The 18,547-nt window shown below is 62.0% G+C and carries 16 protein-coding genes; 12 read left to right on the top strand and 4 right to left on the bottom strand.

Features of this window, described 5'->3' with window-relative positions; translation table 11 throughout:
* Positions 1-145 precede the first annotated feature (145 nt).
* Positions 146-1,063 (top strand): SdiA-regulated domain-containing protein, encoded by a 918-nt coding sequence (locus V8J63_RS00795; RefSeq protein WP_130889107.1) that lies wholly within the window; start codon positions 146-148, stop codon positions 1,061-1,063.
* A 141-nt stretch (positions 1,064-1,204) separates the two neighbouring features.
* On the opposite strand, the gene rpiA is transcribed toward V8J63_RS00795, so the two are convergent.
* Positions 1,205-1,879, bottom strand: coding sequence for a ribose-5-phosphate isomerase RpiA (rpiA, locus tag V8J63_RS00790; RefSeq protein ID WP_007913886.1), 675 nt, complete (start codon positions 1,877-1,879; stop codon positions 1,205-1,207).
* A gap of 316 nt (positions 1,880-2,195) precedes the next feature.
* Between rpiA and ilvA the strand changes: the two genes are divergently transcribed.
* Together ilvA and V8J63_RS00780 are read left to right on the top strand one after the other, a co-directional pair.
* The gene (gene ilvA, locus V8J63_RS00785; RefSeq protein WP_071172186.1) at positions 2,196-3,710 is read left to right on the top strand and encodes a threonine ammonia-lyase, biosynthetic; all 1,515 of its coding nucleotides are present in this window, start codon (positions 2,196-2,198) and stop codon (positions 3,708-3,710) included.
* 41 nt (positions 3,711-3,751) lie between these two features.
* Positions 3,752-4,165: a DUF2269 family protein gene (locus tag V8J63_RS00780; protein WP_024014701.1), complete on the top strand. Its 414-nt coding sequence runs from the start codon at positions 3,752-3,754 to the stop codon at positions 4,163-4,165.
* Between the two features lie 50 nt (positions 4,166-4,215).
* On the opposite strand, the gene V8J63_RS00775 is transcribed toward V8J63_RS00780, so the two are convergent.
* A complete protein-coding gene (locus tag V8J63_RS00775) occupies positions 4,216-4,872 on the bottom strand; it encodes an HAD family hydrolase (protein ID WP_281879727.1) in 657 nt (218 codons plus the stop codon).
* A 143-nt stretch (positions 4,873-5,015) separates the two neighbouring features.
* Between V8J63_RS00775 and V8J63_RS00770 the strand changes: the two genes are divergently transcribed.
* Together V8J63_RS00770 and ptsP are read left to right on the top strand one after the other, a co-directional pair.
* Complete coding sequence (locus tag V8J63_RS00770) at positions 5,016-5,495, top strand: RNA pyrophosphohydrolase (protein ID WP_003229203.1); 480 nt, start codon at positions 5,016-5,018, stop codon at positions 5,493-5,495.
* Between the two features lie 22 nt (positions 5,496-5,517).
* Entirely contained in the window at positions 5,518-7,797 is a 2,280-nt protein-coding gene (ptsP, locus tag V8J63_RS00765; RefSeq protein WP_024014698.1) for a phosphoenolpyruvate--protein phosphotransferase, read from the top strand.
* A gap of 339 nt (positions 7,798-8,136) precedes the next feature.
* Here the strand turns inward: ptsP and V8J63_RS00760 are convergent, their stop codons facing one another.
* Positions 8,137-8,883 carry an NRDE family protein gene (locus V8J63_RS00760; protein ID WP_336463440.1) on the bottom strand — a complete coding sequence of 249 codons (747 nt, stop codon included), beginning with the start codon at positions 8,881-8,883 and terminating at the stop codon, positions 8,137-8,139.
* A 130-nt stretch (positions 8,884-9,013) separates the two neighbouring features.
* Here V8J63_RS00760 and V8J63_RS00755 point away from each other — a divergent pair, with 130 nt between their 5' ends.
* The 3 genes from V8J63_RS00755 (at position 9,014) to V8J63_RS00745 (ending at position 11,713) form a co-directional block, all read left to right on the top strand.
* Positions 9,014-9,796: a sulfite exporter TauE/SafE family protein gene (locus V8J63_RS00755; RefSeq protein ID WP_016772682.1), complete on the top strand. Its 783-nt coding sequence runs from the start codon at positions 9,014-9,016 to the stop codon at positions 9,794-9,796.
* A 79-nt stretch (positions 9,797-9,875) separates the two neighbouring features.
* Complete coding sequence (gene lgt / locus V8J63_RS00750; protein ID WP_016772683.1) at positions 9,876-10,691, top strand: prolipoprotein diacylglyceryl transferase; 816 nt, start codon at positions 9,876-9,878, stop codon at positions 10,689-10,691.
* Positions 10,692-10,741: 50 nt separating this feature from the next.
* Positions 10,742-11,713, top strand: coding sequence for a thymidylate synthase (locus V8J63_RS00745; RefSeq protein ID WP_076564469.1), 972 nt, complete (start codon positions 10,742-10,744; stop codon positions 11,711-11,713).
* 120 nt (positions 11,714-11,833) lie between these two features.
* On the opposite strand, the gene cadR is transcribed toward V8J63_RS00745, so the two are convergent.
* Positions 11,834-12,283 carry a Cd(II)/Pb(II)-responsive transcriptional regulator gene (cadR, locus tag V8J63_RS00740; RefSeq protein ID WP_125916722.1) on the bottom strand — a complete coding sequence of 150 codons (450 nt, stop codon included), beginning with the start codon at positions 12,281-12,283 and terminating at the stop codon, positions 11,834-11,836.
* A gap of 84 nt (positions 12,284-12,367) precedes the next feature.
* Here cadR and V8J63_RS00735 point away from each other — a divergent pair, with 84 nt between their 5' ends.
* The 4 genes from V8J63_RS00735 to V8J63_RS00720 all read left to right on the top strand — a co-directional run bounded on the left by V8J63_RS00735 (position 12,368) and on the right by V8J63_RS00720 (position 18,537).
* Complete coding sequence (locus tag V8J63_RS00735; protein WP_336463439.1) at positions 12,368-14,623, top strand: heavy metal translocating P-type ATPase; 2,256 nt, start codon at positions 12,368-12,370, stop codon at positions 14,621-14,623.
* Between the two features lie 15 nt (positions 14,624-14,638).
* Positions 14,639-15,502 (top strand): LysR family transcriptional regulator, encoded by an 864-nt coding sequence (locus V8J63_RS00730; RefSeq protein WP_024014693.1) that lies wholly within the window; start codon positions 14,639-14,641, stop codon positions 15,500-15,502.
* 234 nt (positions 15,503-15,736) lie between these two features.
* Positions 15,737-16,813, top strand: coding sequence for a putative 2-aminoethylphosphonate ABC transporter ATP-binding protein (locus tag V8J63_RS00725; RefSeq protein WP_336463438.1), 1,077 nt, complete (start codon positions 15,737-15,739; stop codon positions 16,811-16,813).
* Complete coding sequence (locus V8J63_RS00720) at positions 16,813-18,537, top strand: putative 2-aminoethylphosphonate ABC transporter permease subunit (protein WP_336353233.1); 1,725 nt, start codon at positions 16,813-16,815, stop codon at positions 18,535-18,537. The genes V8J63_RS00725 and V8J63_RS00720 overlap by 1 nt, the downstream gene beginning before the upstream one ends.
* Positions 18,538-18,547 lie beyond the last annotated feature (10 nt).

Here is an 18,547-nt window from a genome sequence, read left to right as displayed (position 1 = left end):
TGCCTTTCAAAAGCAAGATCAAGAGATCGCAGCCTTCGGCAGCTCCTACACGGGTTGGCTTGTGGTCTGGGGCAAGTGGCCATTAAGCTTCAGTTCAGACAGGCGTGATATTTCATCGGCCTGTCATGAATCCGAGCCTGCCTGAATGCGTCGACTTGCCCGCCCCAAACCGCTGATCCTCGTCCTGTTGATGATTGTCCTGATCGCGTTGATCGCGATCGGCCAATACCTGCGCCTGTTCGAGCGCGCCTGGTTCAACCTGCACACGCTGTGGCAACCGGTGAGCAGCGAGGCGATCGGCCTGGATCAATATCGGGTGACCATCGAAGCGCGGCCGATCGACGGGCTCGACGATGACGTCTCGGCGCTGACCTACGATCCGGTGCGTAAAAGCCTGTTCACCGTGACCAACAAGAATTCCGAACTGGTCGAATTGTCCCTGGAAGGCAAGATTCTGCGGCGCATCGCTCTGGTGGGGTTTGGCGATCCGGAAGCCGTCGAGTACATCAGCGCCGACACCTACGTGATCACCGACGAGCGTCAGCAACGGCTGATCAAGATCCACCTCGAGGCCGACACCACTTTTCTCGATGCCGAGGATGCCGAGCAAATGACCCTCGGCGTGCACATGTCCGGCAACAAGGGTTTCGAAGGGCTGGCTTACGATTCAGTGGGCAAGCGGCTGTTCGTGGCCAAAGAACGCGACCCGATGCTGATCTACGAGGTCCACGGTTTTCCGCACTTCAAACCGGACAAGACCTACGCGGTGCACGTGATCAACAACCCCAAGCGCGATGCCGGGATGTTCGTGCGTGATCTGTCGAGTCTGCAGTACGACGAACGCAGCGGGCACTTGCTGGCACTGTCGGACGAGTCGCGGTTGATTATCGAGCTGGATGTCGACGGGCGCCCCTTGAGCACCATGTCGATCAGCGGCGGGCGTCAGGGTTTGCAGAAAACCGTGCCGCAGGCGGAGGGAATTGCGATGGATGATGACGGCACGTTGTACCTGGTGAGCGAGCCGAATCTGTTCTACGTCTTCAAGAAGCCCACACAAAACTGACCAACACCACAAAACACTGTGGGAGCGAGCCTGCTCGCGAGTGCGGTTGGCCAGTCAATGAAGATGTTGGCTGAACAGGCGCATTCGCGAGCAGGCTCGCTCCCACAGGTTTATTTGTCTGCCCATGATTCGGGCAGTCTGTTACTCAGCCTTCAGGGTTTTCACGCCTTCACTGGTGCCCAGCAACAGCAGATCCGCCGGGCGCGCGGCGAACAGGCCGTTGGTGACCACGCCGACGATGGCATTGATCTGCGCTTCCAGCTCCACCGGGTTGGTGATCTGCAGGTTGAACACGTCGAGGATGATGTTGCCGTTGTCGGTCAACACGCCTTCGCGGTACACCGGGTCGCCACCGAGTTTGACCAGTTGGCGGGCTACGTGGCTGCGGGCCATCGGGATTACTTCCACCGGCAGCGGGAACTCGCCGAGTACCGGCACCAGTTTGCTGGCGTCGGCGATGCAGATGAAGGTCTTGGCCACAGCGGCGACAATCTTCTCGCGGGTCAGAGCGGCGCCGCCGCCCTTGATCAGGTTCAGGTGCGCATCGCTTTCATCGGCGCCGTCGACGTAGAACTCCAGATCGCTGACCGTGTTCAGCTCATACACCGGAATGCCGTGGCCCTTGAGGCGCGCGGCGGTGGCTTCGGAGCTGGCGACCGCGCCATCGAACGCGCCCTTGTGCTGGGCCAGTGCATCGATGAAGCAATTGGCGGTGGAGCCGGTGCCGACGCCGACGATGCTCTTGTCGTCGAGTTTCGGCAGGATGAAGTCGACGGCGGCCTGGGCCACGGCCTGTTTGAGTTGATCCTGGGTCATGCGGGCTCCGGAAGCGGGCAAGGGTTGGGCAGAAAGGCCGGCATTATAGGCCTCGCGGTGGTACAGGGGGAAACAAGCTGTGGTGAGGGGATTTATCCCGTTCGGCAGCGCAGTCGTCATAAAACCTTGGAACGCGGTGTAACTGAAAAAATGCAGGGGAGCGCTTCGCACTCCAGCGGGGATAAATCCCCTCGCCACGACAGTGCTCACTCAAGAATGGGTTTCCAGACCTTAAAACCACCTGTTTAGTGTGGTCGCCTCGGCAAAAGGCGGGTTAGACTCGCTGGTCCCGCCCAATCGCCAGTGATGCTTTCCGATGCTCGAACAGTACGTCAAAAAGATCCTCACCTCGCGCGTTTATGACGTTGCCGTAGAAACCCCGCTGCAGAACGCCCGCCAGCTCTCCGAGCGGCTGGGCAACGACATCTGGCTCAAGCGTGAAGACTTGCAGCCGGTGTTCTCGTTCAAGATTCGCGGCGCCTACAACAAGCTGACCCAGCTGAGCGACGAAGAGCGCGCCCGAGGCGTGGTCACCGCGTCGGCGGGCAATCATGCGCAGGGTCTGGCCCTGGCGGCGAAAGTGTTGGGCGTCAAAGCCACCATCGTCATGCCCAAGACCACCCCGGAAATCAAGGTCGAAGGCGTGCGTTCGCGCGGCGGCAAAGTGGTGCTGCACGGTGACTCGTTTCCGGAAGCGCTGGCCTACTCGCTGAAACTGGTCGATGAAAAAGGCTACGTCTACATCCACCCGTACGACGATCCGCACACCATTGCCGGGCAGGGCACCGTGGCGATGGAAATCCTGCGTCAGCACCCGCAGCCGCTGGATGCGATTTTCGTCCCGGTCGGCGGCGGCGGCCTGATCGCCGGTATCGCGGCTTACGTGAAGTATCTGCGCCCGGACATAAAAGTGATCGGCGTCGAACCGGACGATTCCAATTGCCTGCAAGCAGCGATGGCAGCGGGCGAGCGCGTGGTTCTGCCGACCGTGGGCATCTTCGCCGACGGCGTGGCGGTGGCGCAGATCGGCCAGTACACCTTTGAGATCTGCAAGGATTACGTCGATGAAGTGATTACTGTCAGCACCGACGAGATCTGCGCAGCAATCAAGGATATCTACGACGATACCCGCTCGATCACCGAGCCTGCTGGGGCGCTGGGCGTGGCCGGGATCAAGAAGTACGTCGAGCAGCGTGGCGTCAGCGGCCAGACTTTCGTCGCCATCGACTCAGGCGCCAACGTCAACTTCGACCGCCTGCGCCACGTCGCCGAACGCGCCGAACTGGGCGAAGGTCGCGAGGCGATCATCGCCGTGACCATCCCGGAAAAGGCCGGCAGCTTCAAGGCGTTCTGCGAAGCCATCGGCAAGCGCCAGATCACCGAATTCAATTACCGCTACAACACCGGCAGCGAAGCGCACATCTTCGTTGGCGTGCAGACTCACCCGGACAACGATCCGCGCAGCGCCTTGCTGGCGAGCCTGACCGAGCAGGGTTTTCCGGTTATCGACCTGACCGACAACGAACTGGCCAAGCTGCACATCCGCCACATGGTCGGCGGCCGTGCGGCGCAGGTGGTCGATGAAGTGGTGCTGCGCTTCGAATTCCCGGAGCGCCCGGGCGCGTTGTTCAACTTCCTCAACAAGCTCGGCGGGCGCTGGAATATCTCGATGTTTCACTACCGCAACCACGGCGCAGCGGACGGCCGCGTGGTCGCCGGCCTGCAAGTGCCCCATGACGAACGTCATCTGGTGCCGGCGGCACTGGCGGAAATCGGCTACCCGTATTGGGATGAAAGCGACAACCCGGCCTATCAGCTGTTTCTTGGCTGAGCGGCTACGCTGATGGGCATGGATCTACGGAAGAGAACGACATGGAAACCCTGACCACCCTGAAAGTCCTTCACGTCGCGGCGACCGTGGTCATCCTCGCGAGCGGGCTGGGGCTCGCCGCCCTGACCTGGCGAAATCGCAGCGAAGGCCCGGCCAGTACGATGCGCCGTCCCTGGCTGTTCATCTGGTGTCTGATGCTGATCGGTATGCTCAGCATGCCTTTCACCGGCTGGTGGCTGGTGCATCTGGTTGGCTGGCCGTTGGGCCAATTGTGGATTCTGGGATCCAGCGTGATCTACGCCGTGGCCACGCTCAGCGCAGTCTGGCTGCTGGTCCGGCTGGATCGGCTGTGGACCAGCGGGGTGGGCAACCGCACATTCAATCTGGCGCTGGCGATTGTCAGCGGCGTCGGGTTTGTCGCCATAGCGGCGTTGATGGGGGCCAAGCCGGTTTAAGGCTTGAGACCGAGTTGACCCCCATCGCTGGCAAGCCAGCGATAGCAATCTCAGCCGCGCAACGAAATCACCGGCCAGCCACGCTTCTCGGCCTCGGCCCGCAGATTCGGATCCGGGTCCACCGCCACCGGATTCGCCACCTGTTCCAGCAGCGGCAGATCATTCATCGAATCGCTATAGAAATAGCTGTCCTCAAGCGAATGCCCGGTCTCTTCCAGCCAACGATTCAGGCGCGTGACCTTGCCTTCACGGAAGCATGGAATGTCGGTGCTGCGCCCGCTGTAGCGGCCATCGATCATTTCGCATTCGGTGGCAATCAGGGTTTCCACGCCCAGGCGCACAGCGATCGGCGCGGTGACGAAACGGTTGGTGGCGGTGATGATCACCAGTTTGTCGCCAGCATCGCGGTGCTTTTTCAGCAGCTCCAGTGCCTTGGGCAGCACGATCGGCTCGATGCAGTCGCGCATGTAATCGCTGTGCCAGGCGTCGAGTACGGCCATTTCGGTGCGGCCGAGAATTTCCAGGCAGAAGTTCAGGTAGGCGGCGTTGTCGAGCTTGCCGGCCAGGTAATCCTGATAGAACTCGTCGTTGCGCGCTTTGTAGGCGATCGGGTCGAGGAAGCCGCGCTCGCACAGATAATCGCCCCAAGCGTGATCGCTGTCGCCGCCCAGAAGGGTGTTGTCCAAATCGAATAAAGCCAGGCGCATTGCAGTTACCCGCTGAAAAGTCAGTAAAAAGGCGACAAGAATACGGTCTTTTCACAAGAGTGCACATAAGGTAGGAACCTTCGTTGCCGCCTGATCAAGCTTTGTGGAACAATGCGGCGACATGCGTTTGCGAGGTTGTTGCCGTGATCGACCCCGATGGTTTCCGCCCCAATGTCGGGATCATTCTGACGAATGACGCCGGCCAGGTGCTATGGGCTCGCCGTATCAATCAGGACGCCTGGCAGTTTCCGCAAGGGGGGATCAACCCCGAGGAGACGCCGGAAGACGCCTTGTACCGCGAGCTGAACGAAGAAGTTGGCCTGGAACGTGAAGATGTTGAAATACTGGCCTGTACCCGAGGCTGGTTGCGCTATCGTTTGCCGCAACGCCTGGTGCGTACCCACAGCCAACCGCTGTGCATCGGCCAGAAACAGAAATGGTTTCTCCTGCGCCTGATCTCCAACGAGCAGCGGGTGCGGATGGATCTGACCGGTAAACCGGAGTTCGATGGCTGGCGCTGGGTCAGCTATTGGTATCCGTTGGGCCAGGTGGTGACATTCAAGCGCGAGGTGTATCGACGCGCTCTCAAAGAGCTTGCCCCGCGCCTTTTAGCGCGCGACTGACGACGGAGTTCGACCCCGAGCCATGCTCAATACGCTGCGCAAGATCGTCCAGGAAGTTAACTCCGCCAAGGATCTCAAGGCGGCGTTGGGGATTATTGTGTTGCGCGTCAAAGAGGCCATGGGCAGCCAGGTCTGCTCGGTCTACCTGCTTGATCCGGAAACCAATCGCTTCGTCCTGATGGCCACCGAGGGCTTGAACAAGCGCTCGATCGGCAAGGTCAGCATGGCCCCCAACGAGGGTCTGGTCGGTCTGGTCGGCACGCGTGAAGAACCCCTGAACCTGGAAAACGCTTCGGTTCACCCGCGCTATCGCTACTTCGCCGAGACCGGTGAAGAGCGTTACGCCTCGTTCCTCGGTGCACCGATCATCCACCACCGCCGCGTCGTCGGCGTGTTGGTCATCCAGCAGAAAGAACGCCGCCAGTTCGACGAAGGTGAAGAAGCCTTCCTCGTGACCATGAGCGCGCAGCTCGCCGGCGTGATCGCCCACGCCGAGGCCACCGGTTCGATCCGTGGTCTGGGCCGGCAGGGCAAGGGCATTCAGGAAGCCAAATTCGTCGGCGTGCCGGGTTCGCCGGGTGCTGCCGTCGGTACCGCCGTGGTCATGCTGCCGCCGGCGGACCTGGACGTGGTGCCGGACAAGACCATCACCGACATCAACGCTGAGCTGGCGCTGTTCAAGACTGCCATCGAAGGCGTGCGCGCCGACATGCGCGCCTTGTCCGCCAAACTCGCGACCCAGTTGCGCCCGGAAGAGCGCGCGTTGTTCGACGTCTACCTGATGATGCTCGACGATGCCTCGCTGGGCAGCGAAATCACCACCGTGATCAAGACGGGGCAGTGGGCTCAGGGCGCGCTGCGTCAGGTGGTCACTGAGCACGTCAACCGTTTCGAACTGATGGACGACGCCTACCTGCGCGAGCGCGCTTCGGACGTCAAAGACCTTGGCCGCCGTCTGCTCGCCTATCTGCAGGAAGAGCGCCAGCAGAACCTGGTCTACCCGGAAAAAACCATTCTGGTCAGCGAAGAGCTGACGCCGGCGATGCTCGGCGAGGTGCCGGAAGGCACGCTGGTCGGTCTGGTCTCGGTACTCGGTTCGGGTAACTCCCACGTTGCGATTCTCGCCCGGGCCATGGGCATTCCGACGGTGATGGGCCTGGTCGATCTGCCGTACGCCAAGGTCGACGGCATCGAAATGATCGTCGACGGCACCCGTGGCGAGGTCTACACCAACCCCAGCGAAGTGCTGCGCAAGCAGTTCGCCGAAGTCGTAGAGGAAGAGAAACAACTGGCGCTGGGCCTCGACACCCTGCGCGACCTTCCGTGCGTGACCCTCGATGGCCACCGCATGCCACTGTGGGTCAATACCGGCCTGCTCGCCGATGTGGCGCGGGCGCAGAAGCGTGGCGCCGAAGGGGTTGGTCTGTACCGCACCGAAGTGCCGTTCATGATCAACCAGCGCTTCCCGAGCGAGAAGGAACAGCTGGCGATCTACCGCGAGCAGCTCGCCGCGTTCCATCCGCAACCGGTGACCATGCGCAGCCTCGACATCGGCGGTGACAAATCGCTGTCGTACTTCCCGATCAAGGAAGACAACCCGTTCCTCGGCTGGCGCGGTATCCGCGTCACCCTCGACCACCCGGAAATCTTCCTCGTGCAGACCCGCGCGATGCTCAAGGCCAGCGAAGGCTTGAACAACCTGCGGATTCTGCTGCCGATGATCTCCGGCACCCACGAACTCGAAGAAGCCCTGCACCTGATCCACCGGGCCTGGGGCGAAGTGCGCGACGAAGGCACCGATGTGCCGATGCCGCCGATCGGCGTGATGATCGAAATCCCGGCAGCGGTGTACCAGACCAAGGAACTGGCGCGGATGGTCGACTTCCTCTCGGTTGGCTCCAACGACCTGACCCAGTACCTGCTGGCGGTAGACCGCAACAACCCGCGCGTCGCCGACCTCTACGACTATCTGCACCCTGCGGTGCTGCAAGCTCTGCAAACCGTGGTCACTGACGCCCACGCCGAAGGCAAACCGGTGAGCATCTGCGGCGAGATGGCCGGGGATCCAGCGGCGGCGGTGCTGTTGATGGCGATGGGCTTCGACAGCCTGTCGATGAACGCCACCAACCTGCCGAAGGTGAAGTGGATGTTGCGTCAGGTGAACCTGAGCAAGGCGCAGGAGATGCTGGCGGAACTGATGAAGATCGATAACCCGCAGGTTATCCACAGCTCGCTGCAACTGGCGCTGAAGAATCTCGGGTTGGCGAAGATGAATTCGCCGGTGGTGACCAAGGCTCTCTAAAGATCAAAAGCCCCTCACCCTAGCCCTCCCGAAACGTCGGACCGCCCAGAGGGAGAGGGGACTGATTGGGGGATGCTGCAGAACTCCGTCGACCTGTAAGTGCTTTGCTGAATCCATAATCGACTCGATCTTTCAGGTCGATGTATACCGCAAGACACCTCGGTCGGCCCCCTCTCCCAGAGGGAGAGGGGACTGATTGGGGATGCTGCAGAACTCCGTCGACCTGTAAGTGCTTTGCTGAATCCATAATCGACTTGATCTTTCAGGTCGATGTATACCGCAAGACACTTCGGTCGGCCCCCTCTCCCTCCGGGAGAGGGCTGGGGTGAGGGGCTGCTGTTAGACACAAACCTCAACTTCCCCGAGATGCCCGCCATACGGCCCAAAACTGCGCTCTACCATCCGCCGCGTGCCGTCCGCTCGCACGATCAACGCTGTACTCGCTCGCGTGCCATAACTCTGGCTGGCAATAAACACGCTCGACAGCAACGACTCCGTCGCCATGCCTACCCCGGTATCCGGCAACTCCGCCTCGGGTGCGGTCTGCGCATCGCTCAGCAAGGCCAGCAAGCGCTCAGGCTGCGGATCGTCCAGCACCGCGCTCAACGCCGCCCTGGCCTTGAGCAGTTTCGGCCACGGCGTATCCAGCCCCGCGTTGGATAACCCATAAACTCCAGGCTGCAACATCACCGGCTCCGACGCCCGCGCATTGAAATGCCACAGCTCATGGGCATTGCCCAGCAGCAGATTGAAGCCAGCGTATTCGCCCGCACGGCCCACCACATCGCTCAAATAATCATCAATTGACAGATCGTCAGCAAGAAAGCGCGCCACCAGATCGCCCCGGGATTTGGTCGCCGGTGGCTGTTGCGGATCGCGAATATTGGTCAGCGCGGCGAAGCGTCCGTTGGCGCCGATCCCCAGCCACGTGCCGCCAGCTTCAAGATCACGCCCGGCATGCACATGCGGCGCCTCGGGCCACGGCGCCAATGGCAGGCTGGGGCGGGCGTAGAATTCGTCGCGGTTGGCCGCGACGATCAGCGGCTGGGCATGGCCCGGGCGCCAGGCGAAAACGATCAGGCACATAAGGTGGTCCTTGTGTGTTTTTTGCCCACTCTACGCATCCGGCGTCCGTGCATCCATCGCCAGTGGAGCAGAAGGCTGCGCATCCGTTAACATGCCGCTCCTGTTTTGCCGATGCGTGCTGGAGACGGTCATGGAATTTCTGCTCTACCTGGCGCTCGGCGCCTGTGCGGGCGTGCTCGCCGGGCTGTTTGGCGTCGGCGGCGGGATCATCATCGTCCCGGTGCTGGTGTTCAGCTTCACTTTGCAGGGCTTCGATCAGTCGATTCTTACGCATTTGGCGGTGGGCACGTCGCTGGCGACGATCATATTCACCTCGGTCAACGCCGTGCGTGAACATCACCGCCGTGGCGCGGTGCGCTGGGCGATTTTTCGCTGGATGACCGTGGGCATTCTGCTCGGTGCCGGTTTCGGGGCGCTGACCGCAGAAGCTATCTCCGGGCCGAACCTGCAAAAGATCATCGGCGTGTTCGCTCTGGTGATCGCCGTGCAACTGGCGCTGGACGTCAAACCCAAGGCCAGCCGAACGGTGCCGGGCAAACTCGGTCTGACTGCCGCCGGTACGGTGATTGGCTGGGCCTCGGCGATTTTCGGCATCGGTGGCGGCTCGCTGACCGTGCCGTTTCTGACCTGGCGCAGCGTGCCGATGCAGCAGGCGGTGGCGACCTCGTCGGCCTGTGGCCTGCCGATCGCTCTGGCCAGTGCAGCAAGTTTCATGATTCTGGGGTGGCACGATCCGTTGTTGCCGGCCCATAGTCTCGGTTTTGTGTATTTGCCGGCATTGTTGGGCATCGCCCTGACCAGCATGGTCTTCGCCCGGCTCGGCGCGCGTCTGGCACACAGGTTGTCGCCGCGCTTGCTGAAAAGGCTGTTCGCCGCTTTGCTGTTCTGCGTGGGTTTGAGCTTTCTGCTCTGACCGCGTGGCAATCCTGGCTTAATCCTGAGGTGGCAGCGTCGCCCGGGAATTTCGCTTTCAACCCTAACAAGGAGTCGCAATGCTGCCTTACCCGCAGATCGACCCGGTGGCCCTGGCCATCGGTCCGCTGAAAATCCACTGGTACGGTCTGATGTACCTGATCGGCATCGGCGGCGCGTGGCTGTTGGCGTCGCGCCGGCTCAACCGCTTCGACCCGACCTGGACCAAGGAGAAACTCTCCGATCTGGTGTTCTGGCTATCGATGGGCGTGATCGTCGGCGGCCGTCTGGGTTACGTGCTGTTCTATGATCTGAGCGCGTACCTGGCCAACCCGACGCTGATTTTCGAAGTGTGGAAGGGCGGCATGTCGTTCCACGGCGGATTCATCGGCGTGATGCTCGCGGCCCTGTGGTTCGGCAAGCGCAATGGCAAGTCGTTCTTCCAGCTGATGGACTTCGTCGCGCCGATGGTGCCGATCGGTCTGGGCGCCGGGCGCATCGGCAACTTCATCAACGCCGAGCTGTGGGGCAAGGCCACCGACGTGCCATGGGCGATGGTGTTCCCGCCGTTCAGCGATCCGGCGCAGTTGCCGCGCCACCCGTCGCAGCTGTATCAGTTCGCCCTCGAAGGCGTGGCGCTGTTCCTGATCCTGTGGATCTTCTCGCGCAAACCGCGTCCGACCATGGCGGTCTCCGGCATGTTCGCGCTGTTCTACGGCATCTTCCGTTTCATCGTCGAATTCGTCCGCGTGCCTGACGCGCAGTTGGGCTACTTGGCGTGGAACTGGCTGACCATGGGTCAGGTGCTCTGCGTGCCGATGATTGTCGGCGGGCTGTTGCTGATCTGGCTGGCCTATCGTCGCGCCCCGGCAGCGCCGCTCGCGCCGACGGCTTAAACTACGAACCCCGGCGCGCGACGCCGGGGCTCCAAGGACACAGGTAACTCATGAAGCAATATCTCGAACTGGTCTCGCACGTCATTCAGAACGGCACCAAGCAGGCCAACCGCACCGGCATCAACACCATCAGTTTTCCGGGAGCGATGCTGCGTTTCGATCTGCAGGAAGGTTTCCCGGCGATCACCACGCGCAAGATGGCCTTCAAATCGGCCATCGGCGAGATGTGCGGCTTTCTGCGTGGCGTCAACAACGCCGCTGAATTCCGCGCGCTGGGCTGCAAGGTCTGGGACCAGAACGCCAACGAAAACGCGCAATGGCTGGCCAACCCGTTCCGTCAGGGCGACGACGACCTCGGTGAAATCTACGGCGTGCAATGGCGCAAATGGCCGGCGTACAAGCAGATCCCGCTGAGCAATACCGCCGCCATCGAACAAACCTTGAGCAACGGCTACAAGCAGATCGCTCAGGGCGAAGAAGACGGCCAGGCCTACGTCGTGCTGTACAAAGCGATCGATCAGGTGCGCCAGTGCGTCGACACGATCATCAAGGATCCGGGCAGCCGGCGCATTCTGTTCCACGGCTGGAACGTCGCCCAGCTCGATGAAATGGCCCTGCCGCCATGCCATCTGCTGTACCAGTTCCACCCGAACGTCGAGACCAAGGAAATCTCCCTGACTCTCTACATCCGCTCCAACGATCTGGGACTGGGCACGCCGTTCAACCTCACCGAGGGCGCCGCGCTGCTGAGCCTGATCGGTCGCCTGACCGGCTACACGCCGCGCTGGTTCACCTATTTCATCGGCGATGCGCACGTCTACGAGAACCACCTGGACATGCTCAACGAACAGCTCAAGCGCGAGCCGTTTGCCATGCCGAAACTGAAGATCTCCGACCGCGTGCCGGAGTTTGCCAAGACTGGTGTGTATCAGCCGGAGTGGCTGGAATTGGTCGAGCCGAGCGACTTCTCGCTGGAAGGCTATGAGCACCATCCTCCAATGACCGCGCCGATGGCGGTCTAGTCACCATTGATCGTTCCCACGCTCCGCGTGGGAATGAATCCCGTGACGCTCTGCGTCACTTTGGACGCGGAGCGTCCATGGCGGCATTCCCACGCGGAGCGTGGGAACGAGCTTCGCCCGTCAGTGGCCGTGGCTACGGCCGACGTGGGAATGTTCAACTTCGGTCGCGACAACCCCGCCACTCACCTCCAGCCGCTGCAAGATCCCGCATTGATCCGCCTCCGGCCCTTCGCCACAGCGTTGGCGCAGGTCGAGCAGTTGTCTCTGCAACGCCAGCAAGCCATCAATTCGCGCCTTCACGTGCTGAATATGTTCGTCGATCAGCGCATTGACGCTCTCGCACTGATCCTGCGGGCTGTCGCGCAGGGCGAGCAGGCTGCGGATTTCTTCGAGGGTCATGTCGAGGGTGCGGCAGTTGCGGATGAAGGTCAGGCGTTCGGCGTGGGCTTGAGTGTAGACGCGGTAGTTGCCATCGCTGCGCGCCGGTTCCGGCAGGAGGTTTTCGCGCTCGTAGTAGCGGATGGTTTCCACGGCGCAGTCGGTGAGTTTCGCCAGTTCGCCGATTTTCATGACGGCCATCTCCAAAAGGGTGCTTGACCCTATAGTGGCTACAGGGTCTTTACTTGGCAACAGGCACCTTCATGGACGCGACCAATGAGCGATTCCCTGCACACCCACAAGCCCGGCGACGGTCACGATCACAGTCATAAATTGCAGCCCGTGCATAAACATGCGCATGGCGGCGATGCCTGCTGCTCGTCGAAAGCCGCAGCGCCTGCCTTGGTGCAATTGAGCGAAAAGACCAGCGCCGACGCGCGCCTGAGCAGCTTCCGCATCGAGGCAATGGACTGCCCGACCGAGCAGACGCTGATCCAGAACAAACTCGGCAAACTGGCCGGTGTGCAGCAGCTGGAATTCAACCTGATCAACCGCGTGCTTGGCGTGACCCACAATCTTCCGGGCACCGAGCCGATCACCGAGGCGATCAAATCCCTCGGCATGCACGCCGAGCCGCTGGAGGCGGGTGTCGATGCGCCGGCCCCGGCTGCGGTGAAAAAACACTGGTGGCCACTGGCGCTGTCCGGCCTGACCGCGCTGGGCGCCGAAGTCATTCACTTCACCAGCGCTGCCCCCGACTGGGTGGTGGCGATTGTTGCGCTGGTGTCGATCCTCAGCGGCGGCCTCGGCACTTATAAAAAGGGCTGGATCGCCCTGAAGAACCTTAACCTCAACATCAATGCGCTGATGAGCATCGCCGTGACGGGCGCGATCCTCATCGGCCAGTGGCCGGAAGCGGCGATGGTGATGTTCCTCTTCACCGTCGCCGAGCTGATCGAAGCACGCTCGCTGGATCGTGCACGCAACGCGATCAGCGGCTTGATGCAGATGACGCCGGAGCAGGCGACGGTCTTGCAGGCTGACGGCAACTGGCGCGAACAAGAGGTGAAAAGCGTCGATCTCGGCGCCCGCGTGCGGGTGAAACCCGGCGAACGCATCGCCCTGGACGGCGCGGTGGTCAGCGGCAGCTCGACCATTGATCAGGCACCGATCACCGGTGAAAGCCTGCCGGTGGAAAAAACTGTCGGCGATAAAGTCTTCGCTGGCACCATCAACCAGGCCGGTTCGCTGGAATATACGGTGACCGCTGCGGCGAACAATTCGACCCTAGCGCGGATCATTCACGCCGTCGAACAGGCCCAGGGCGCACGGGCGCCGACCCAGCGTTTCGTTGACCAATTCTCGAAAATCTACACCCCGGCGGTGTTCGTCTTCGCCTTGGCCGTGGCGATCATCCCGCCGTTGTTCATGGGCGCGGCGTGGTTCGACTGGATCTATCGCGCGCTGGTGTTGCTGGTGGTTGCCTGCCCGTGCGCACTGGTGATTTCCACCCCGGTGACCATCGTCAGTGGCCTCGCGGCGGCGGCGCGCAAGGGCATTCTGGTCAAGGGCGGCGTGTACCTGGAAGGCGGTTTCAAGCTCGATTATCTGGCGCTGGACAAGACCGGCACGATCACCCACGGCAAACCGGTGCAGACCGATTACCTGTCACTCGACCCGACGGCCGATGCCAGCGCGACGGCCATCGCTGCCGCGCTGGCCGGGCGCTCCGATCATCCAGTGTCGCTGGCGATTGCCAACGCCGCTGTGGATAAAAACTTCGCCGCGCCGACTGTGGATAACTTCGCCGCGTTGGGCGGGCGGGGCGTCAAAGGCGACATCAACGGCCAGACTTATCACTTGGGCAACCATCGTCTGGTTGAAGAGCTTGGCCTTTGCTCGCCGCAACTGGAAGAAAAGCTGTTCGCGCTGGAAAAACAGGGCAAATCCGTGGTGCTGCTGCTCGACAGCGCAGGCCCCTTGGCGCTGTTCGCCGTCGCCGACACGGTCAAGGAAACCAGCCGCGAAGCGATTCGTCAGTTGCATGAACTCGGGGTGAAAACCCTGATGCTGACCGGCGACAACGTCCACACCGCGCAAGCGATTGCCGCCCAGGTCGGCATCGACGAGGCGCGCGGCGATTTGCTGCCGACCGACAAGCTGCAAGCCATTGAAGATCTGTACAAGCAGGGCCACCGGGTCGGCATGGTCGGCGATGGCATCAACGACGCCCCGGCACTGGCACGCGCCGAGATCGGTTTCGCCATGGCCGCCGCCGGCACCGACACCGCGATCGAAACCGCCGATGTCGCCCTGATGGACGACGATCTGCGCAAGATTCCTGCGTTCATCAGCCTGTCGCGCAACACCGCGAGCATCCTCAAACAGAACATCGCACTGGCGCTGGTGATCAAGGCGATCTTTCTTGCGGTAACCTTTGCCGGGCTTGCCACCATGTGGATGGCGGTGTTTGCCGATATGGGCGTGAGCCTGCTGGTGGTGTTCAACGGTTTGCGCCTGCTGCGCAAGTAAACGTGAGGGATGGTTGTGCTGAGTGCCGAGCTGAAAGCGTTTTACATGGTCGCCCGCCTGGGCAGCATCACGCTGGCGGCGAAAAAACTCGGCCTCAGCCAACCGACCGTGACCACGCAGATTCGTAACCTGGAAAGCCAGTATTCGGTGGAGTTGTTCTACCGTGGCGGGCGCCGACTGAGCGTTAGCGACGAAGGCGCGCGCCTGCTGCCGATGGTCAAGACCCTGTTGCAGCAAGAGGCGGACATCGAGTTTTTCCTGCGCAACAGCGGGCAGGTCCAGGGCACGCTGCGCATTGCCGCGACGGCGCCGTATTACATCCTCGATCTGGTGAAGACCTTCCGCGAGCGTTTGCCGCAGGTGGAAGTGTCGGTGGAAATCGGCAACTCGCAGCAGGTCCTGGAAGCGCTGGAGGATTACCGCGTGGATGTCGCGGCATCGTCGCAGTTGCTCGACGATGCGCGGTTGATTCGCCGGGTACTCGGCACCGATCCGCTGGTGCTGGCGGTGCATCGCAATCATCCGTTGGCCTCGCTGGAGCATGTGACGTTGAATGCGCTGGCCGGGCATACGTTGTTGATGCGCGAGCCGGGTTCGACCACGCGGCGGTTGACCGAAGAGTTGCTGGCCAGCGCCGGGGTCAGTTTCGGGCCGTTGCTGGAAATCGGCAGCCGCGAGTCCATTCGCGAGGCGGTGTTGCGCAATATCGGCATCAGCATCATTGCCCGGCAGGAGGTGCCGCATGATCCGCAGTTACGCGTGCTGACCATCGAGAATGCGCCGCAGATTCCGGAGTATCTGTATTGCCTCAAAGAGCGCAAGGGTGCGCGGTTGCCGGCGGCGTTTCTTGGCCTGGCCCAAGAGATGTCTCCGGCATGAGACCTTCAATGTCTGAGAAGGCCTCTTCGCGAGCAGGCTCGCTCCCACATTGGATTTGGGTTGTGAACACGATCCCCTGTGGGAGCGAGCCTGCTCGCGAAGGCGTCAGCCCAGGCAAAACACAATCTGAACCAAAATCCCCAAATACCACTATCAGCCGTTTTTGCCTCGCTGCCACATGACGGACGCATTACAACTCTAGGATTGGCCTCATCCGTTTGCTGAGGTCCGTCCATGAATCCTGCCATCGCAACTGCCCTGACCAACCCCGGCGCGCCGATGAAAGTGCGCGGCGTGCACAAGCGTTTCGGTGCGTTCACTGCGCTGGATAACGTCTCCCTCGATGTCGCCGCCGGCGAACTGGTGTGCCTGCTCGGCCCGTCGGGCTGTGGCAAGACCACATTGTTGCGCTGCATTGCCGGGCTGGAGCAGCAGGATAGCGGCGAGCTGTATCTGGGCGATCGTGATGTCTCGCACCTCGCCCCGCAAGCGCGGGATTACGGGATTCTGTTCCAGTCCTACGCGTTGTTTCCCAATCTGACGGTCGAGGCGAACATTGCCTACGGCCTCGCCGGCAGCGGCCGCGATGAAGTGCGCCGGCGAGTCGGTCAGATGCTGGAACTGGTCGGCCTCAGCGGCAGTGAGAAAAAGTACCCAGGCCAATTGTCCGGCGGTCAGCAACAGCGGGTGGCGCTGGCTCGGGCCCTGGCGCCGTCGCCGTCGCTGTTATTACTCGACGAACCGATGTCGGCCCTTGACGCGCGGGTGCGCGAGCATCTGTGCACTGAGCTGCGTCAGCTGCAACGCAACCTCGGCATCACCACGCTGATGGTTACGCACAATCAGGACGAAGCGATGCTGATGGCCGATCGCATCGCGGTCATGAACAACGGCAGCGTCGAGCAGTACGCCACGCCGCAGGAAATCTACAACTGCCCGGCCACGCCGTTCGTGGCCGAGTTTGTCGGCCAGGGCAACTGGCTGCCGTTCCAGCGCAGCAGCGACAGTCACGCCCGGGTCGGCGGGATGAATCTGCGCCTGGCCGAGGGCAGCGTACACGGCGCTTCGGGTCGACTGTTCTGCCGCCCGGAGGCGATCAACGTCAATCCGCTGGTGCACGAAGAGAACCTGTTCCCGGCCAAGGTTCGCGAAATCACTTTCCTCGGCAACCGCTGCCGGATGAGCTTCGAACTTGATCAATTGCCGGGCCACGCACTGCTCGCCGAACTCGCGCCAGAAGCCATGCCGCGCCTCGGCGCCCAGCAGATCATGGTCGCCTTGCCGCCGCGCAGTTTGCAGGTGTTCGCCTGATGAACAGCAACCTCGCGCTGCCGCTACCGCACAAGCAGGTGCGACAGTCCTCGAAAGCCGAGATCGGCGATCGCCTGTTCGTGCTCGGCGGCAAAATCCTCCTGCTGGTGTTGCTCGGTCTCGCGGTGCTGCTGCCGTTGCTGGCGATCTTCTGGCGCGGCTTCAGCAATGACGCCGGGCAGGGCGGTGGCTGGCTCGCGGCGAAGGAGTTGGTGACCAGCGCCAATTTCCACTGGTTGCTCGGCAACAGCCTGAAAGTGTCCCTCAGCGTGGCGGCCATTGTCGTACCGCTGGCCTACCTGTTTGCCTACGCGCTGCAACGCACGCTGATTCCGGGCAAAGGCATCTGGCGCGGGATCTCCCTGCTGCCGCTGATGGCGCCGTCGATGCTGCCGGGCATTGCGCTGGTCTATCTGTTCGGCAACCAAGGCATGCTGCGTGGGCTGCTCTCGGACAATATCTACGGGTTCTGGGGCATTGTGCTGGGTGAGGTGATCTACACCTTCCCCCATGCGTTGATGATTTTGCTCTCGGCGTTGTCGCTGGCCGATGCGCGGCTGTTCGACGCCGCATCGAGCATGGGCGCCAGCCCGGCCAAGGCGTTCCGCAGCATCACCTGGCCGGCGACCCGTCAGGCGGTATTCGCTGCGTTCTGTCTGGTGTTCACCCTGACCATCACCGATTTTGGTGTGCCGGTGGTGGTCGGTGGCGACTATCAAGTGTTGGCGCTGGAAGCCTACAAAGCCGTGGTCGGCCAGCAGCAATTCGGTCGCGGCGCATTGATCGGCATGGTGCTGTTGCTGCCGGCGCTGTTCAGTTTCGGTGTCGATGCGTGGTTGCGTCGCCGCCATGGCGACTCCATGAGCGGGCGCGCGCAAGTGTTCAAACCGCTGCCGTCGAAAATGCGCGACGGCTGCTATCTGGCGATCGTTTTGCTGATTTGCGCCGCGCTGCTGCTGGTGTTCGGCATGGCGGTGTTCTCGTCGCTGGTGAAGTTCTGGCCGTACAACCTGTCGCTGTCGCTCAACCACTATCAGTTCAACGAGACCGCCGGCGGTGGCTGGCTCGCCTACGGCAACAGTCTGAAAATGGCGCTGGGCACCGCGCTGATTGGCAGCGTGCTGATTTTCACTGGCGCCTATCTGATGGAGAAAACCCGCACCCAGCGCGGCTTGAACCTGGCTTTGCGCATGCTCAGCTTCGTGCCGATGGCGGTGCCGGGGCTGGTGCTGGGCCTGGGTTACGTCTTCTTCTTCAACCTCAGCGGCAATCCGCTGCACATGCTCTACGGGACGATGACGCTGCTGATCGTCTGCACCATTGCGCACTATCTGACCACCGCACAAATGACCGCGACCACCGCGCTGCGCCAGCTCGATGCTGAGTTCGAGGCTGCGGCGCTGTCGCTGAAGGCGCCGCTGTACCGGCATTACCTGCGCGTGACCGTGCCGATCTGCCTGCCGGCGCTGCTGGACATCGTGCGCTACCTGTTCGTCTCGGCAATGACCACGGTTTCCGCCGCGATCTTCCTCTACAGCCCCGACACCATCCTCGCGGCGGTGGCGGTGCTGAACATGGACGACGCCGGCAACGTCGGCGGTGCGGCGGCAATGTCGACCCTGATTCTGTTCACTTCGGCCGGCGTGTCGCTGCTGCTGGCGTGGGCTTCGCGCGGCCTGTTGCGCCGTTCCCAGGCCTGGCGGCAAACCGCGCCCGGTCACTGATTGCAAACCC

The sequence above is a fragment of the Pseudomonas sp. CCNWLW23 genome, from assembly GCF_037095675.1.
In the GTDB taxonomy this organism is placed as follows: Bacteria; Pseudomonadota; Gammaproteobacteria; order Pseudomonadales; family Pseudomonadaceae; genus Aquipseudomonas; species Aquipseudomonas atacamensis.
The sequence above is the reverse complement of the archived record's forward strand: the minus strand, read 5'-3'. Positions and strand labels throughout refer to the sequence as shown.

Coding starts and splice junctions, on each gene's coding strand:
- V8J63_RS00795 (WP_130889107.1), top strand. CDS start 146: ATGCGTCGACTTGCCCGCCCCAAACCGCTGATCCTCGTCCTGTTGATG.
- rpiA (WP_007913886.1), bottom strand. CDS start 1,879: ATGACCCAGGATCAACTCAAACAGGCCGTGGCCCAGGCCGCCGTCGAC.
- ilvA (WP_071172186.1), top strand. CDS start 2,196: ATGCTCGAACAGTACGTCAAAAAGATCCTCACCTCGCGCGTTTATGAC.
- V8J63_RS00780 (WP_024014701.1), top strand. CDS start 3,752: ATGGAAACCCTGACCACCCTGAAAGTCCTTCACGTCGCGGCGACCGTG.
- V8J63_RS00775 (WP_281879727.1), bottom strand. CDS start 4,872: ATGCGCCTGGCTTTATTCGATTTGGACAACACCCTTCTGGGCGGCGAC.
- ptsP (WP_024014698.1), top strand. CDS start 5,518: ATGCTCAATACGCTGCGCAAGATCGTCCAGGAAGTTAACTCCGCCAAG.
- V8J63_RS00760 (WP_336463440.1), bottom strand. CDS start 8,883: ATGTGCCTGATCGTTTTCGCCTGGCGCCCGGGCCATGCCCAGCCGCTG.
- V8J63_RS00755 (WP_016772682.1), top strand. CDS start 9,014: ATGGAATTTCTGCTCTACCTGGCGCTCGGCGCCTGTGCGGGCGTGCTC.
- lgt (WP_016772683.1), top strand. CDS start 9,876: ATGCTGCCTTACCCGCAGATCGACCCGGTGGCCCTGGCCATCGGTCCG.
- V8J63_RS00745 (WP_076564469.1), top strand. CDS start 10,742: ATGAAGCAATATCTCGAACTGGTCTCGCACGTCATTCAGAACGGCACC.
- cadR (WP_125916722.1), bottom strand. CDS start 12,283: ATGAAAATCGGCGAACTGGCGAAACTCACCGACTGCGCCGTGGAAACC.
- V8J63_RS00735 (WP_336463439.1), top strand. CDS start 12,368: ATGAGCGATTCCCTGCACACCCACAAGCCCGGCGACGGTCACGATCAC.
- V8J63_RS00725 (WP_336463438.1), top strand. CDS start 15,737: ATGAATCCTGCCATCGCAACTGCCCTGACCAACCCCGGCGCGCCGATG.
- V8J63_RS00720 (WP_336353233.1), top strand. CDS start 16,813: ATGAACAGCAACCTCGCGCTGCCGCTACCGCACAAGCAGGTGCGACAG.